Origin of the sequence: Streptomyces sp. NPDC093586 (genome assembly GCF_044764905.1) — a bacterium.
Taxonomy (GTDB): Bacteria; Actinomycetota; Actinomycetes; order Streptomycetales; family Streptomycetaceae; genus Streptomyces.
On the sequence record NZ_JBIWJA010000072.1, the window covers coordinates 1 to 13,078 of the forward strand.

Annotated in this window: 14 protein-coding genes and 1 pseudogene; 7 read left to right on the forward strand and 8 right to left on the reverse strand. The window is 70.3% G+C overall.

The annotated features are described in order from the left end of the window. Positions 1-642: 642 nt before the first annotated feature. Both ACIRFH_RS35885 and ACIRFH_RS35890 read left to right on the forward strand, forming a co-directional pair. A complete protein-coding gene (locus ACIRFH_RS35885; RefSeq protein WP_403530572.1) occupies positions 643-969 on the forward strand; it encodes a sigma factor in 327 nt (108 codons plus the stop codon). After that, positions 954-1,265 (forward strand): sigma-70 family RNA polymerase sigma factor, encoded by a 312-nt coding sequence (locus ACIRFH_RS35890; RefSeq protein WP_403530574.1) that lies wholly within the window; start codon positions 954-956, stop codon positions 1,263-1,265. The genes ACIRFH_RS35885 and ACIRFH_RS35890 overlap by 16 nt, the downstream gene beginning before the upstream one ends. Positions 1,266-1,382: 117 nt before the next feature. Here ACIRFH_RS35890 and ACIRFH_RS35895 read toward each other — a convergent pair whose 3' ends face one another. Together ACIRFH_RS35895 and ACIRFH_RS35900 are read right to left on the reverse strand one after the other, a co-directional pair. Next, complete coding sequence (locus ACIRFH_RS35895) at positions 1,383-1,790, reverse strand: zf-HC2 domain-containing protein (RefSeq protein WP_403530577.1); 408 nt, start codon at positions 1,788-1,790, stop codon at positions 1,383-1,385. 128 nt (positions 1,791-1,918) lie between these two features. Beyond that, a complete protein-coding gene (locus ACIRFH_RS35900) occupies positions 1,919-2,365 on the reverse strand; it encodes an acyl-CoA thioesterase (RefSeq protein WP_403530580.1) in 447 nt (148 codons plus the stop codon). A 175-nt stretch (positions 2,366-2,540) separates the two neighbouring features. On the opposite strand from ACIRFH_RS35900, the gene ACIRFH_RS35905 reads away from it, so the two are divergent. Both ACIRFH_RS35905 and ACIRFH_RS35910 read left to right on the forward strand, forming a co-directional pair. After that, entirely contained in the window at positions 2,541-3,026 is a 486-nt protein-coding gene (locus ACIRFH_RS35905; protein WP_403530582.1) for a hypothetical protein, read from the forward strand. 60 nt (positions 3,027-3,086) lie between these two features. Next, positions 3,087-4,076 (forward strand): YdcF family protein, encoded by a 990-nt coding sequence (locus ACIRFH_RS35910; RefSeq protein ID WP_403530585.1) that lies wholly within the window; start codon positions 3,087-3,089, stop codon positions 4,074-4,076. Positions 4,077-4,338: 262 nt separating this feature from the next. On the opposite strand, the gene ACIRFH_RS35915 is transcribed toward ACIRFH_RS35910, so the two are convergent. The 4 genes from ACIRFH_RS35915 to ACIRFH_RS35930 all read right to left on the reverse strand — a co-directional run bounded on the left by ACIRFH_RS35915 (position 4,339) and on the right by ACIRFH_RS35930 (position 8,605). Beyond that, a complete protein-coding gene (locus tag ACIRFH_RS35915) occupies positions 4,339-4,656 on the reverse strand; it encodes a hypothetical protein (RefSeq protein ID WP_403530588.1) in 318 nt (105 codons plus the stop codon). A 678-nt stretch (positions 4,657-5,334) separates the two neighbouring features. Beyond that, the gene (locus tag ACIRFH_RS35920) at positions 5,335-5,901 is read right to left on the reverse strand and encodes an ester cyclase (RefSeq protein WP_403530591.1); all 567 of its coding nucleotides are present in this window, start codon (positions 5,899-5,901) and stop codon (positions 5,335-5,337) included. Positions 5,902-5,965: 64 nt separating this feature from the next. After that, complete coding sequence (locus ACIRFH_RS35925) at positions 5,966-7,450, reverse strand: alpha/beta fold hydrolase (RefSeq protein ID WP_403530593.1); 1,485 nt, start codon at positions 7,448-7,450, stop codon at positions 5,966-5,968. Between the two features lie 123 nt (positions 7,451-7,573). Beyond that, positions 7,574-8,605 (reverse strand): medium chain dehydrogenase/reductase family protein, encoded by a 1,032-nt coding sequence (locus ACIRFH_RS35930; RefSeq protein ID WP_403530595.1) that lies wholly within the window; start codon positions 8,603-8,605, stop codon positions 7,574-7,576. Between the two features lie 182 nt (positions 8,606-8,787). On the opposite strand from ACIRFH_RS35930, the gene ACIRFH_RS35935 reads away from it, so the two are divergent. Next, the gene (locus ACIRFH_RS35935) at positions 8,788-9,453 is read left to right on the forward strand and encodes a TetR/AcrR family transcriptional regulator (protein WP_403530598.1); all 666 of its coding nucleotides are present in this window, start codon (positions 8,788-8,790) and stop codon (positions 9,451-9,453) included. Positions 9,454-9,947: 494 nt separating this feature from the next. Here ACIRFH_RS35935 and ACIRFH_RS35940 read toward each other — a convergent pair whose 3' ends face one another. Further along, on the reverse strand, positions 9,948-10,856 hold the full coding sequence (locus tag ACIRFH_RS35940; RefSeq protein ID WP_403530601.1) for a LysR family transcriptional regulator: 909 nt from the start codon (positions 10,854-10,856) through the stop codon (positions 9,948-9,950). A 108-nt stretch (positions 10,857-10,964) separates the two neighbouring features. On the opposite strand from ACIRFH_RS35940, the gene ACIRFH_RS35945 reads away from it, so the two are divergent. Beyond that, complete coding sequence (locus tag ACIRFH_RS35945) at positions 10,965-11,669, forward strand: type 1 glutamine amidotransferase domain-containing protein (protein WP_403530604.1); 705 nt, start codon at positions 10,965-10,967, stop codon at positions 11,667-11,669. Positions 11,670-11,709: 40 nt separating this feature from the next. Continuing rightward, positions 11,710-12,378: pseudogene (locus ACIRFH_RS35950) on the forward strand (IS5 family transposase); the annotation flags it as partial. 94 nt (positions 12,379-12,472) lie between these two features. Here the strand turns inward: ACIRFH_RS35950 and ACIRFH_RS35955 are convergent. After that, positions 12,473-12,913, reverse strand: a complete 441-nt coding sequence (locus ACIRFH_RS35955; protein WP_403530607.1) for a DUF5959 family protein — start codon at positions 12,911-12,913, stop codon at positions 12,473-12,475. Positions 12,914-13,078 lie beyond the last annotated feature (165 nt).

Sequence of the window (13,078 nt, forward strand, 5' to 3'; positions counted from 1 at the left end):
CCACCCCCCAGGTCATCCCTTCGACAGGGGGCAACAGTCATGCCGAGCCCGGAGGCCAGCGGCCCTCTTGCAGGACCGTGAAGAACATAACGGGGCGGCCGTTCCACAGGTCGTCGCAGAGCCGTTCGACTCCGACGGTGTGACCGTTCCCCAGAAGCAGACGCAGGAGCAGAGCGCGCCGCATGGGCGGCCCCAGGCCCACTACCTCGCTGTCCCGCCGCACTTCCAGAGGGCCCAACGAACGAAACTCCACGGTGGCACCTCTCTCGCATCGGTGCCACCCTCACCCACTCATGTGCTCACTCGACAGTCCGTACGCTGCTCATCACCAGCCCGGTGCTGCTCAGTGTCTCTTCGCTTCCGCTCACCCGGCGGCCGGCACCTCACCGGCTCCCCGGCCGGCAGAAAGCGGCGCGTACACCTCTTCCACGAGGAGTCGCCGGCGTCGGTTCATCCGGCGGTAACCGAACCGGATGTCCCGGCCCACCGTTGCAGCGGGACGAAGGGCCCACGGCCGTACGCGGCGCATGTCCGTGCGGAGTGATGCTCCGACAAGACGGCGGCAAGACTTCGCCAAGACGCCCTCCCCACGCTGGCGATGCCACCGACGACGGATGCGGTGGACATCGGTCGGGACAGGACATGGAGGCCACCAGCATGATGGAGCAAGCCGAGAAGATCCGGCAGGGCGCTTCCGCCGCGGGGACGGGCGAACCGCCGCGCGAGCGGCGGCGGACGCTTTCCGAGGCCGGCGACACGGACAGCGAGCGCTTCGTCCGCCTGGTCTACGACGAGCACGGCAGCGCGCTCATACGCTTCGCGGCACGCCTGCTGGGCGGTGACCGGCTCCGGGCCGAGGACATCCTCCAGGAAGCCGCGATCCGCGCCTGGCGGCACATCGGCCTGCGGGAACATCAGGGGAGGACGGAGTCCGGCCGTGGCTCTTCACCGTCGTGCGCAACCTGGTGATCGACGACCATCGGGCGCGCCTCATCCGTCCCGTCAGCTCATGCTCGACCGACGGCCTCGTCATACCCGTCGACGATGACATCGAACGGACTCTCATGCGTCAGGTCGTTCACGACGCCCTGGACGACCTGACACCTCAGCAACGGCAGATCCTGCACCACACGTATTTCCAGGGTCACAGCGTTGCCGAGACGGCGGAGGCGCTCGGGATCGCCCAGGGGACCGTCAAATCGCGTACGTATTACGCGGTGCAGGCGCTCAAACTGGCCCTGAACAACCGCGGCATCCGGTCGTGAGGCGCCCGGGTGTTCCCTCGGGAGAGGCCGCGCCCCAGGAGTGAGGGGCCCGGCACGGCAACGAGGCCGCGCGTGAGCCCCCGCACCACCGCACCGAGCACCTGGACCGCGGGGGGCTCAGCCCGGTCGCCCGCGGCGGCGAGCGATGGACGAACGGGTGTTGCCGGTGCCCGCCGGGTGATCAGACAGGCCGTCCTTTGCCCACAGTCCGGTCCGCCCGGGCCTCCCACCGCTCACCCTCGACATCGATCCGCCGCGTGTGCTGTTCGAAGGCCGCGCCGCCTCGGCGCGCACGGCTTCGACGGCACGCTGTGGATCCGGCAGGGGCGGATGCGGGACCGGTGCTCCGCCCAGTCCCGAGAACTGCACCAGTTCGAGCAACGGCAGCAGCTCGGCGAGTTCCTCGTGCTCGGTGCGGCAGGACCCGCACCGCTCCAGGTGTTCTGCCAGCGCCGAGCGATCGGTCTCGTCCAGAGCACCGAACAGCCCCGGCGCAATATCTTGGCGAGCATCCACGCAGTCCACCCAGGGCCTCCCGGAAACGGTGTGTCGACGCGCCGTCGCGCGACAGGACTACGGCGGCGTCCTCATTGTGCCCCGAACGGCCGCCGCGCCCAAGGTGCGTCGGGCGGGGAGGGCGGTCACGGGTGGTCTCAGTCCTTCCGCGGCGCCGTGATCGTGCGCGCGACGTCACGGGCGCGGTCGGACCACGGGGTGGGCAGGAAGGTGTTCGGGTCGAGGCGGACGGCGGTGCGGGTGCCGTGCGCGTACGTCGTCCCACCGTCGGAGGAGCACACCCGGTAACCGGCCGTGGCCGAGGTGGTGCCGAGACGGTCGATCCACAGGTTGACGGCGTAGGTTCCCGGCGCGGACATGGGGGCGTCGTAGGTGACGGTGAAGGCTTTGACGACGTTGAAGGCGTCGTTCTCCAGCCCGTTCGAGCCGCCGAATCCCTGCGCGGACCAGAAGGCGGTCCAGGCACGTTCGACCAGCACCTGGTAGCGGCTGTTGTGCAGCAGCCCCATGGCGTCCAGTTCGTCGAAGTGGACCTCGACCGGGACGAGCGCTCCGACGGCGGCGGACGTGGTGACAGTACTCATGATGGTTCTCCAGGTGTGTGCATGGGGTGGTGCCTGTGTCATCCGGGACAACGGTGGTCCAGGGCATGTCGTTCACCGACGCGGTCTTGAAGACAGAAGACCACGCCGGTCGAACCGGACCGTCCGGCTCACCGTTGAAGGCGGTGAAGAACACCGAGACAGGGAGTCAGTCACCATGAAGAGAAAGCTCAGCACACTGCTGGGAACCGCTCTGGCAAGCGCCGCCTTCTCCACCTTCCTGACGGCAACGCCCGCACACGCGGAGCAGCAGTACACCGTGCAGAACGTCGCCAGCGGCCGGTGCCTGTCCGGACACGCCGACCGCACCGTCCGCCAGGGTCCCTGTGACGCCAACGCCAAGTGGATGGAGATCTTCCGCCACAACAGCACGACGCCGCCCGGCGCTGAGAGCCCGATGCTGGTGCACGTGGCCACGGGCATGTGCCTGGACCATAACTACGACAAGATGACCACCGAGGTCTACCTCTCCCCGTGCAGCGTCGAAGACTACGGCCAGCTCATCGGCTGGGGCTCACGGGGTGGAAATCGCATCAAGATCGGCCCCGTGGATTCGGAGTTCAGGCTCGCCGGCTGGAACACCGGGACCGTCAGTTTCCACTTCGACAATTACGGCGACAAGCAGCTCTGGGCAACCATCTGACGGCTCCGTCTCCCATCCTGCCGGGGCCGGTACGGCCCCGGCCCACCGAGGAAGTCCTGGGTGCTGATCCAGGTACTGGCGGCCGTCGTGCTGCTGCTGTTCGTCATCGGTGTCGTCGTCGAGGCGAGGCGCTTCGCCAACGCCGTGCTGCTCGGCGTCTTCCTCATGCTGATGGCGCTCGCCCACGGACCCGGCCTGCTGGTCCTGCACCGAGGGCTGGACGACACCGGACTGGCCAGCCCCGTCCTGGAGATCCTGGCCGTGCTGCTGGTCTGCTGCCTGCTGATCGGCAACGGCGTGCGGATGGCACGCAAGGAGGGCAGCCGCCCGGCCAACCTCCTGGCCCTCGCCGCGGGCCTCGGACTCCTGTCCCTCCTGCTGCTGACCGTGGTGACGTTCGCGACCGGTCTGCGCTCGCTGACCGCCGCCGTCGTCATCGCGGCACTCCTCACCTCCTACTTCGCCTTCCTCTTCGTCTGCTTCACCGTGTACGGCTACGCCTACAGCCGGCCGGCCGTGCCGTCCGGCCTCGACTACATCGTCGTCCTCGGCTCCGGCCTGATCGGCGGCGACCGGGTGCCGCCGCTGCTCGCCTCCCGGCTGGACCGGGCACACGCACTTCTCGAGACCGAACTGGCCCGGGGCGGCCTGCCCGTGCTGATCATGTCCGGCGGGCAGGGACCGGACGAGACCGTCCCCGAGGCACACGCGATGGCCGACTACCTCGCCGCACGCGGGATACCGGCCGAGAACCTGCTGCGCGAGGCGGAGTCCGCCACCACCGAGGAGAACCTCCGCAACAGCAAGGCACTCATGGACGAGCGCGGCAGCGGCTACCGCTGCGCGGTCGTCACCAACGACTTCCACGCCTTCCGGGCCGCGTTCACAGCACGACCAGGAAGAGCCGTTGACCGGCGGCGGCTCACGGCCGGTGGTGTGGGCCGCCGGGCATGTGCTTTCCACGGTGTGAACCGGATGGGCCTCTCGGACCGATGGAGAAGGAAGCGGGCGGAAGTCGCATCACCACAAGGGACCGGGAGAGTCGCCTGAGCAAGAGGCGGTCGGCCGAACCCCGCGCGTGTGCCCGGCTGTTCGCGCGCGACACCCGCGGCCGGGCGGTGGATGCCGAGGATTCCCGACACCTGAACACCACGGGCCGGTCGTTGACCGCCCAAGTCGTCAGGGAGGCGTTGGAGTACCTGCCCGAGCAACAGCTGGTGGTCCTCCGGGGGATGTACACCGAGGGGCACAACGTGCTCCGGGTCTCGGAACTCATCGGTGTGCCGCCCGGCACCGAGAGACCCCGGAAGTATCACGCGATGCGTGCGCTGAGGCGTGTCCTGGCTGTCCGCGGCCACCTCGGCTGAGCCTCAACGGGGAACGGGGCCGACGCCGTTCGGCTTGCGGAACCGGTGGTGAAGGGGGCGACGAGCACGGCCAGCAGCATGCCGCAGGCTGTCTGGAAAGCCCAGCGGAGCCGGCCGCCCGGAGCGTCGGAGACGCGGTCCAGCAAGGTGTGCGAGAAGGGGCAGGCCACCACCGCGCCGATCAACACCAGCCACCAGGGGCCGGACCACCGGCCTCTGGCGAGGGCGGTGGCACCCAGAGCGATGACGATGACGACAGCCATGAGGGTGCTGAGGGTGGTATGCGTGAAGACTGCTTTCCGCCCGAGACGGGCTGTTGCTGAATGGACGGGCCGGCCTGAAACGAAACACGGCTCGTCCCGTTGCTACGGCCCGCGGCCCGCGTCGGTTCGGCGTGACGGTGGCCTTCAGCTGGTCGCAGAGGCCGGCGACGGACCAGCCGACGACCTTCCGGCCGAAGCGGTCCCGCACCGTCGCCGGGCAGAGGAACTCCCCGTCCGCCAGAGGCGGGTAGGTGATGTCGCCTCCGCATTTCCGGTCCGGTCCGGGCCGGTGTCCTCCCGGCCGGCACCCGGCGGATCAAGCAGATCCGGTATCAGCGTGTCCACCGCTCAGGAGGAGGCTCCGGTCACCGGCTTCGCCTACGTCCGTCACCGGCGCGGCACTCACCGCGCCTGCCCCGAGAACTCGCGGCGAGAACGCGAAGAACCGTGGCGGCAGCCGCCCGTCACGCGGCCCACAAGCTGATCCCCAGCGCCCAGCGCTCTGCTTCCCCGGCGTTCCTCGTACGCCGCCCCGCGTTCCGTCTCACGGACGCTCCTCATGCCTCAGCGGGCCGTGTTCGAGTGGGCCGGAGCGGTCTGCACCACCCGCCACGCAGCGGTCGGCCGCCCTCACCGGTCATGTGCTCGGTGAGGGCGGCGGGTGGTGGGGGTCGGTGTTTACCGGGCGTGGAGCTGGTTGAGGAGCTGGAGGGTGTCGGAGTTGAGCCAGTACTCGACGAACTTGCCGTCCTTGATGCGCAGGGTGTCGGTGCCGGTGAAGGTGACGGTCGTGCCGGGCTGGGCCGTGGCTCCGGGGAAGCCGCCGGCGTAGGTTCCGGTGGCCGTCCAGCGCACGGAGGCGCGGTGTCCGGCGACCAGGGGGTCGATCTGGAGGGTGAAGCGCAGGTCGGGGAAGGCGGCGCGGGTCTGGGAGATCCAGGCCACCAGGCCGTCGGCGCCGCGGACGCTGCTGCCGTCGCCTCCGTCCAGGAGGGCGGCGTGGACCTTGAAGTCCGGCGAGATGATGTCCGGCGCCTGGGTGTAGTCGCCGTTCCACAGGCGCAGCCATGTGTCGAGCATGCTCTTCGGGTTCTTCGCGGCCGGCCGGTGGTGCTGCGAGGTGACCGAGTGGGCGGCCGGGGTGACGGTCGAGGTGTGGGCGGCGGCCGTCGTGGCGCCGACGGTCAGGGCGGCCAGGGCCGCGGGAGCAATGAGCCGCATCCGGTTGCGTACGGCGATGTTCATGACGGTTCCTCACAAGTCGTTGGGACGAAGGGTGGTGTCAGTCGGTGCGGGTCGAGCCGGAGTGTCAGTCGGTGCAGGTGGTGCCAGGCGCGGGCAGGATGCGGGTGGTCAGGTAGCGGTTGGTGGCGTCGCGTACGCACTGGGAGAGCAGGAACATGCTGTAGTCGTCACCCTCGCGGCTGAGAACGACGCTGCCGGGCAGTTGGGCCGCCATGGCAACCCCCGCGCTGTGCGGGGCGAGCGCCTGGTGGGTGGACTGCACGATCAGCGCGGGGGGCGCGCCGTGCACGGGGGTGCCGGCCGCGACGGGGCGGGCGGGGATCGGCCAGCCGAGGCAGCCGGTGAGGGCGGTCCAGGAGCGCACGGCGCCGCCCAGGTGCGGGGAGATCCGTGCCAGGTCGTCGCGCAACTTGGTGAGCTGGTCGAACGTCGTCACCGGGCGTGCGGTGTCCAGGCAGGCGGGGACCTGGACCTGGACGGGGTCGAGGGTGTCGTCAGGCTCGTAGGTGAAGTCGCTCGCGTCGCCGGCCTGGGCCTTGACGACGGCCTGGGCGAGGGCGGGCCAGGTGACCCCCGAGAGGGTCAGGTAGTCCTGGGTGGCGGCGCGGATGTCCTCGCCGGTCAGTGTCCGGCTGCCGTCGGCGGTGGGGATCGGGGTGCGGTCGGCGCGGGCGACGAGGGCGTCGTACTCGACCGCGGCGTCCTTGCCGTGCAGGGCGCAGTCCGTCGAGGCGGCGCACCACGTGGTGAAGCGGCCGAACGCCTCTTCGGCTGTTGCTGCTTCGCGGCGGATGCGTTCGGTGGGTGTGGTGGTGTCGTCCAGTGCGGTGTCGAGGACCATGGTGCGCAGTCGGCCGGGGTGCAGGCCGGCATAGGTGCGTCCGAGCAGGGTGCTGTAGTGGATGCCGTACCAGTTCAGCTGCTTCTCGCCCAGGCCGGTGCGGACGGCTTCGAAGTCGCGTGCGGTGCTGGTCAGGTCGGTGTGGGCGATCAGGGGGCCGTTCTCGCGCAGGCAGTTCTCGGCGAAGGCGCGGTTGTGGGCGATGAGCGTGTCGAACTGCTGCCGGGTGCGCGGGAAGTGGGTGACGCCGGCCGGTTTGAGGGGCGTGGTGCAGCGGACCGGGGTGCTGTGGCCGACTCCGCGCGGGTCGACGGCGACCAGGTCGAAGTTGCGGCTCATGGCGCCGGCGAAGGAGGGGAAACCGATGCGCATCGCCAGGCGGAGCTGTTCGATCGATGACCCGCCGGCTCCGTCGTTGAGCAGGAGGGTGCCCTGACGGTGGGCCCGGTCGTCTGCGGGGCGGCGGACCAGGGCGAGGCTGAGGCTGCCGGCACGCGGGTGGGCGTAGTCGACCGGGACCCGCAGCGTTCCGCACTGCATCCCTTCGAACTCCGCGTCGGAGCAGGCGCTCCAGTTGATCCGGCTCGCGGGGGCGGCCTTCTGGGGCTGCGCCGGGGCGGCGAGCGCCGGGGTGGTGAGGGTGGCCGTGGCGACGAGAGCGGCGGTCAGAGTGCGCCGGATGTAGGTCCGCAGTCCGGGCCTGGGCATGGCGGGGTTCTCCTGGTGGTGTGCGCGCCGTGACGCGGCGCGGAGGGGATGCGGGACGGTGCGGCGGGCGCGGGGACGCTGCGACCGCCGGGGAGTGCGGGGCGGCGGCTCCTGCGTGATGCGTCAGGCGTGCAGGACGACCTTTCCGGCAACGGTGCCGGACTCGGCCAGCCGCATCGCCTCGGCGGCCTGGCTGAGAGGCAGTTCGGCCGCGATCCGGGCGGTGATCTCGCCTCGCCGCAACGCTTCGAACACCTCGGTGAGGTCGGTGCGCAGCCGGGTCCGGAAACGGCTGCGATTCAGGGCCCGGCCGGCCCAGACGTTGAAGAAGTAGGCGTGGCGGCGGTTGGGCAGGATGTTCCACAGCCAGACGCGGCCCAGCAACTTCAGGACGGGCCACTGCTTGGAGCCCTCGTCGTCGCGGGTGGAGGCGCTGCCGTAGGAGACGAGCGTGCCGCCGGGGGCGAGCAGGTGCCAGGAGTCGGTGACGCTGCGACCGCCGACGTGGTCGAAGACGGCGTCCACACCGTCCGGGGCGAGTTCGCGGACACGGGCGGGGATGTTCTCGGTGCGGTAGTCGATCGGCGTCACTCCCTGGGCACGCAGGGCGGCGTGGTGGCGTGCGGAGGCGGTGCCGATCACCTTCGCGCCGGCGGCGTGGGCGAGCTGGACCAAGACCGAGCCGACTCCCCCGTTGGCGCCGTGCACCAGGACGGTCTGCCCGGCGCGGACGCGGGCCTTGCGGTGCAGCATCTGCCAGGCCGTGATGCCGTTGATCACCACGGTCTCCGCCTGCGCCGCGCCGATCCCCTCCGGCACCGGCACCACATCGGCGGCGTCGACGACCACGTGGCTGGCCCAGCCGCCGACCTTCAGCAGTGCGGCCACCCGGGTTCCGACCAGATTCGCGGCGACACCGTCCCCGGTCGCCGAAACGGTGCCGACCACGTCGTAGCCGGGGACGAACGGGAAGGGAGGCTGGTCGTAGTAGCGACCGCGGCGCATCTGCTGCTCGGCGAAGGAGACCCCGGTCGCCTCCATCCGTACGACGACCTGGCCCGGGCCGGCGGTCGGGATGGGCCCTTGCCGCATCTGAAGGTCCTCCGGCTCGACCTTGCCCGGCAGCACGACCTCGACCATCGCTTCAGCGTTCATGACGACCTCCATCGACTTCCCACCAGGGACCGTTATCCCCTGGTGCTTTCGTGAGAAGTTATAACCGACCATTCGTGTGACAGTCAAGAGCGTTCGTAATAGGGTCTAACAGAGAGCTGTGCCGAGCGGCTCGCCCGGCTCCCGGCAGCCGGCGACCACACCAGAGGGAAGGGACATCCACCATGACCGTCGCGGGCAAAGAGACACCACGCGAGCGTTACCGGGCCCAGCTACGGGCCGAGATCAAGGAGCGCGCCTGGGAGCAGATCGCCGCCGCCGGCGCACCGGGACTGTCACTGAACGCCATCGCCAAGCAGATGGGCATGAGCGGCCCCGCGCTCTACCGGTACTTCTCCAGCCGGGACGACCTCATCACCGAACTGATCCGCGACGCCTACCACAGCCTCGCCGACACCATCCGCACCGCCGCCGCGTCGGGTGCGGATCTGGCCGGACTGGGACGCGCGCTGCGCGCCTGGGCCCGGGAGGACCCCCAGCGCTACTTCCTCGTCTACGGCACACCGGTCCCCGGCTACCGCGCACCCGACGACATCACCATGATCGCCTCAGAGATCATGGGCGCTCTCCTCGACGCCGCCCAGTCGGCCGGCGCAGCCGCGACCACCCCGTCCGACGGCCACCCCGACGCCCGCCTGGAAGCCCACCTCGCCGAGCACCGGCAGTGGGCGGCCGACCACCCCGCGGCGCCGGCCGCCCTGCGCCGCGCGCTGCGCTTCTGGACCCGCCTGCACGGCGTCCTCTCCCTGGAGTTGGCAGGCCACTTCACCGGCATGGGCCTCGACCCGGACGAGCTGTACGACAGCGAACTGCGCCACCTGACCCAGTAGGCGGCGGACCTGGCGTCACGCCAGAGGGCAGGCGGCACGAGGCGGCAGTTCCGGCTCCGGGGCGTGCCGGACCCGCTCGGCCCGGAGCGTGACCGTCGCGTGAACGGATGCACGACATCCGCGGCTTCACCCGCCGTCGCCGTTGCCGCTGCCGTGGAGTCAGGTTCGCCAGGACGGTGTGGCCATCGCGCCGGCCGACGTCACCGGTGCACTCACGGTGACGCCGTTCCCGGTGACGATCCGATCGGCGTCGGCCTGCGGCGGGACCGCGAAGCCCGTCTGCCGGGGAGACCGTCGAGGACGGTGGACTTCAGCGAGAAGCAGCAGGTCTCCACCTGCCACCGCCGGCGGCGGCACTCGACCACGTTCCGACGCCGGACGGCGTCCGGCCTCCGGAGGCCGCGTCCGGAGCGGGAAGGCCGAGCGGGGTGATCAGGACGTCCTGGTGTGCGGCCGGTGGCTCGCGGCGAGGAGCCGAACCGAGCCGGCCCGCTTCACAGGGGTCCCCAGGTCTCGGCCTGTCGGCGCAGCTGATGCTGCACCCGTGCGATGGATGCCGGTGCGGGGCCGGAGCGCGTGACGAGATAGAGGGTGTTGAGCGGCTGGATCTGTGTGTGGTGCAGCAGTTCCAGCGAGCCGGCGGCCAGTGCGGGGTCGGCCAGGTAGCGCGGCAGTACAGAGATCCCGACACCCGCGATGACGGCGGTCAGCACGGCCCGCAGGTCGGGCACGATCATCGAGACCGGGTTGGGCGGCCGACGGCCGAACTCGCTCCGCCAGTAACGGCGGATGATCGGCAGTTCCCGGCTGTAGGCCACGATCGGCAGATGGGCGAGGGCCGCCAGGGGGTCCTCGGCCAGCCGGTCCCGGTCGACCGAGCGGGCCGTCGTCGGAGTCGCCACCAGGACGAACTCCTCGTCGACGAACGGCATGGCGGTGAGACCACGCTTGCCGGCCGAGGGCCGGACGGAGGACACCACCAGGTCCAGTTCCCCGTCGGCGAGACCGGTCAGCAGGTCCTGGGCCAGCCCGAGCGTGATGTGCAGGGACAGGCCGCCGCTGACCAAGGGCGCCAGAGCCGGGACCAGCCGGGAAGCGGTCAGCTCCCCTGCCGCGCCGAGCCGGACCGTGCCCTGATGGGCCTGGCCGTCGGCGTCCTGGGTCAAGGCGCCCCGCAACTGGTCCAGGGGGGAGGCGATGCGCCGAGCGAGTTCGTGCGCAGGCGGCGTCGGGACGGCTCCGCGCCTGGAGCGTTCGAAGAGGACCGCGTTCATCTGGCCTTCGAGACGCGCCAACTGACCACTGACGGCGGGCTGGGAGATGTTTAGGGCCGCGGCGGCGGCGGTCAGTGAGCCGCGGCGGTAGATCTCCAGGAAAGTCGCCAGCAGATCAAGGTCGCTCACGCAAGAAGGATACATAAGAATTCTTATGAGACGTGCCGACCAGTAACGGGATTTTGATGGAAAGTAGGCGGCGACCGACAAACGCTGAACTCGGAGGGACAACCCGCCATGGCGAAGATCCTTATGGTCATCTCGGCCGCAGACACTCTGGTGCTGGCCGACGGCAGCGCCCACCCCACCGGCTACTGGGCGGAGGAGGTGGCCGCGTCCCACAAGGTGCTCGTCGAAGCGGGCCACCAGGTGGACATCGCCACCCCCGCCGGAGCCCGCCCCACCGTAGACCCCATCTCGCTGGATGAGCGCGGCGGAGTGCAGGCGGCCGACGGCGCCGAGTTCCGCGCCTACCTGGACTCGATCGCCGCGAGCCTCGACGCGCCGCTCGACCTCGGCTCGGTCAAGGCCATCGACTACGACGCGTTCTACCTGCCCGGTGGCCACGCGCCTATGGCCGACCTGGCGGACAACCCCGCGCTGGGCGCACTGCTCACCGAGGCCGATCAGCGCGGCCGGACCGTCGCCGCGCTGTGCCACGGCGTCGCCGCCCTGCTCAGCGCGACCGACGCCGCCGGGACTTTCCTGTTCGCCGGCCGCAGCCTCACGGGCTTCACCAACGACGAAGAGCACCAGGGAGGCCTCGGCGATGCCACTCCGTGGCTCGTCGAAGACCGCCTCAGCGAGCGCGGCGCGCACTTCCGGGCGGGCGCACCGTGGTCGGACACCGTCGTCGTCGACGGCAACCTGATCACCGGGCAGAACCCGCAGTCCAGCGTGACCACGGCGAAGGAGGTCCTTGCGACCCTGCAGGGCGCCTGACCGCCATCCGCCCGGCCGCACGAGGAAGGTGACGGAAGCGCTCGGCTTCGGTTCGGGGATGACGTGCTGGCGGCGCCTGGCCGCCTGGAACGAGGCCGGCGTGTGGGACCAGCTGCACCTGGTGCTGCTGAAGAAGCTGCGGTCGGCGAAGAAGCTGGACTGGTCGAGGGCGGTGATCGACTCTCCCCCTGGCTTCGCCGGGGGTACCCCCACCCATGTCCGGGCGGCCCGGCGCGGCCCCAAAGCGGTCCCAGCCCGGTCGACCGTGCGCGGCCGGGCAGCAAGCACCACGTCCTCACCGACGGACAGGGCATCCCGCTCGCGGTGTCGCTGACCGGCGGCAACCGCGGGCGACGTCACCCAGCTGATCCCGCTGCTGGACAAGGTACCGGCCGTGGCCGGTGCCGTCGGCAGGCCCAGACGTCGGCCGGACGCACTCCTCGCGGACCGCGGCTACGACCACGACAAGTACCGCCGTCTGCTGCGGCGACGCGGGATCCAGCCGGTCATCGCCGAACGCGGTGTGCAACACGGATCCGGGCTTGGTACCTTCCGCTACGTGGTCGAGCGCACGATCGCCCGGCTGCACGGCTTCCGCCGGCTGCGCATCCGCGGGGAACGACGCGACGCCATCCACGAGGCCTTCCCCGGCCTCGCCACCTGCCTGATCACCCACCGCCACGTCCAACGCCTTTGTCAGGACCTCTAAGGCGGATGTGGCGAGGGCCCAGCGCACCTCTTGCGCCGGTCACAGTCGGCGTGGGTCGCTGGGGCTGCGGTACCCCGCTGCCGTACCGAGGCAGCTACCGCGACGCGGTCGGGTGCACGTGCTTCCAAGCCTTGCGGATTCCATGGAGCAGCGCACGTTGTTCTTCGATCCAACCGCGGTTCACTTCCAGGCTGATGGCCACCCGTGTTGTCTGCTGGTCGGCGACCGTGACAGTGATCTGGTCCTGATCATCTTCCCGGTCCACGAGCCGGATGCCGATCTCGGCCACTCGGGCGCGCTCGCGCCAAACCGCGTCTCGGCCGGCTTCGACCTCGTTCAACACATGCTCCCAGGGAGTGAGGTCGTACGGCTCGACGTAGGTGCGGGTGATTCCGGCCACGAAGTCGTTGTGCACCATCAGCTCGCCGCTGGTGTCGGGTATACCGGGTGCCCCGGATTCATCCAGTTCGACAGCCACGCTGCCACCGTACTTGCCAGTGATCCGAAGCAGAGTGAACCGCTCACGATCTTCCATGTCTCGCCCCCAGGGTGTTCGCTCTCCAGCATTGTTGCCGTGCAGCGTACGGGCTCCGCGGCCGGGTGAGACTGAGCTGATCCCGGTTTCGTGGAGTCCCTGAAGCCAGGCTTATGGTCCTGGCCCGAAGGAGAACCACGAGCAGTGCCGGCACCACGTGAATAC

Bases quoted from the DNA above. Each gene is read 5' to 3' on its own strand.
- ACIRFH_RS35930 (WP_403530595.1), bottom strand. From the start codon at position 8,605: ATGAACGCTGAAGCGATGGTCGAGGTCGTGCTGCCGGGCAAGGTCGAG.
- ACIRFH_RS35900 (WP_403530580.1), bottom strand. From the start codon at position 2,365: ATGAGTACTGTCACCACGTCCGCCGCCGTCGGAGCGCTCGTCCCGGTC.
- ACIRFH_RS35915 (WP_403530588.1), bottom strand. From the start codon at position 4,656: ATGGCTGTCGTCATCGTCATCGCTCTGGGTGCCACCGCCCTCGCCAGA.
- ACIRFH_RS35920 (WP_403530591.1), bottom strand. From the start codon at position 5,901: ATGAACATCGCCGTACGCAACCGGATGCGGCTCATTGCTCCCGCGGCC.
- ACIRFH_RS35955 (WP_403530607.1), bottom strand. From the start codon at position 12,913: ATGGAAGATCGTGAGCGGTTCACTCTGCTTCGGATCACTGGCAAGTAC.
- ACIRFH_RS35885 (WP_403530572.1), top strand. From the start codon at position 643: ATGGAGGCCACCAGCATGATGGAGCAAGCCGAGAAGATCCGGCAGGGC.
- ACIRFH_RS35945 (WP_403530604.1), top strand. From the start codon at position 10,965: ATGGCGAAGATCCTTATGGTCATCTCGGCCGCAGACACTCTGGTGCTG.
- ACIRFH_RS35925 (WP_403530593.1), bottom strand. From the start codon at position 7,450: ATGCCCAGGCCCGGACTGCGGACCTACATCCGGCGCACTCTGACCGCC.
- ACIRFH_RS35935 (WP_403530598.1), top strand. From the start codon at position 8,788: ATGACCGTCGCGGGCAAAGAGACACCACGCGAGCGTTACCGGGCCCAG.
- ACIRFH_RS35905 (WP_403530582.1), top strand. From the start codon at position 2,541: ATGAAGAGAAAGCTCAGCACACTGCTGGGAACCGCTCTGGCAAGCGCC.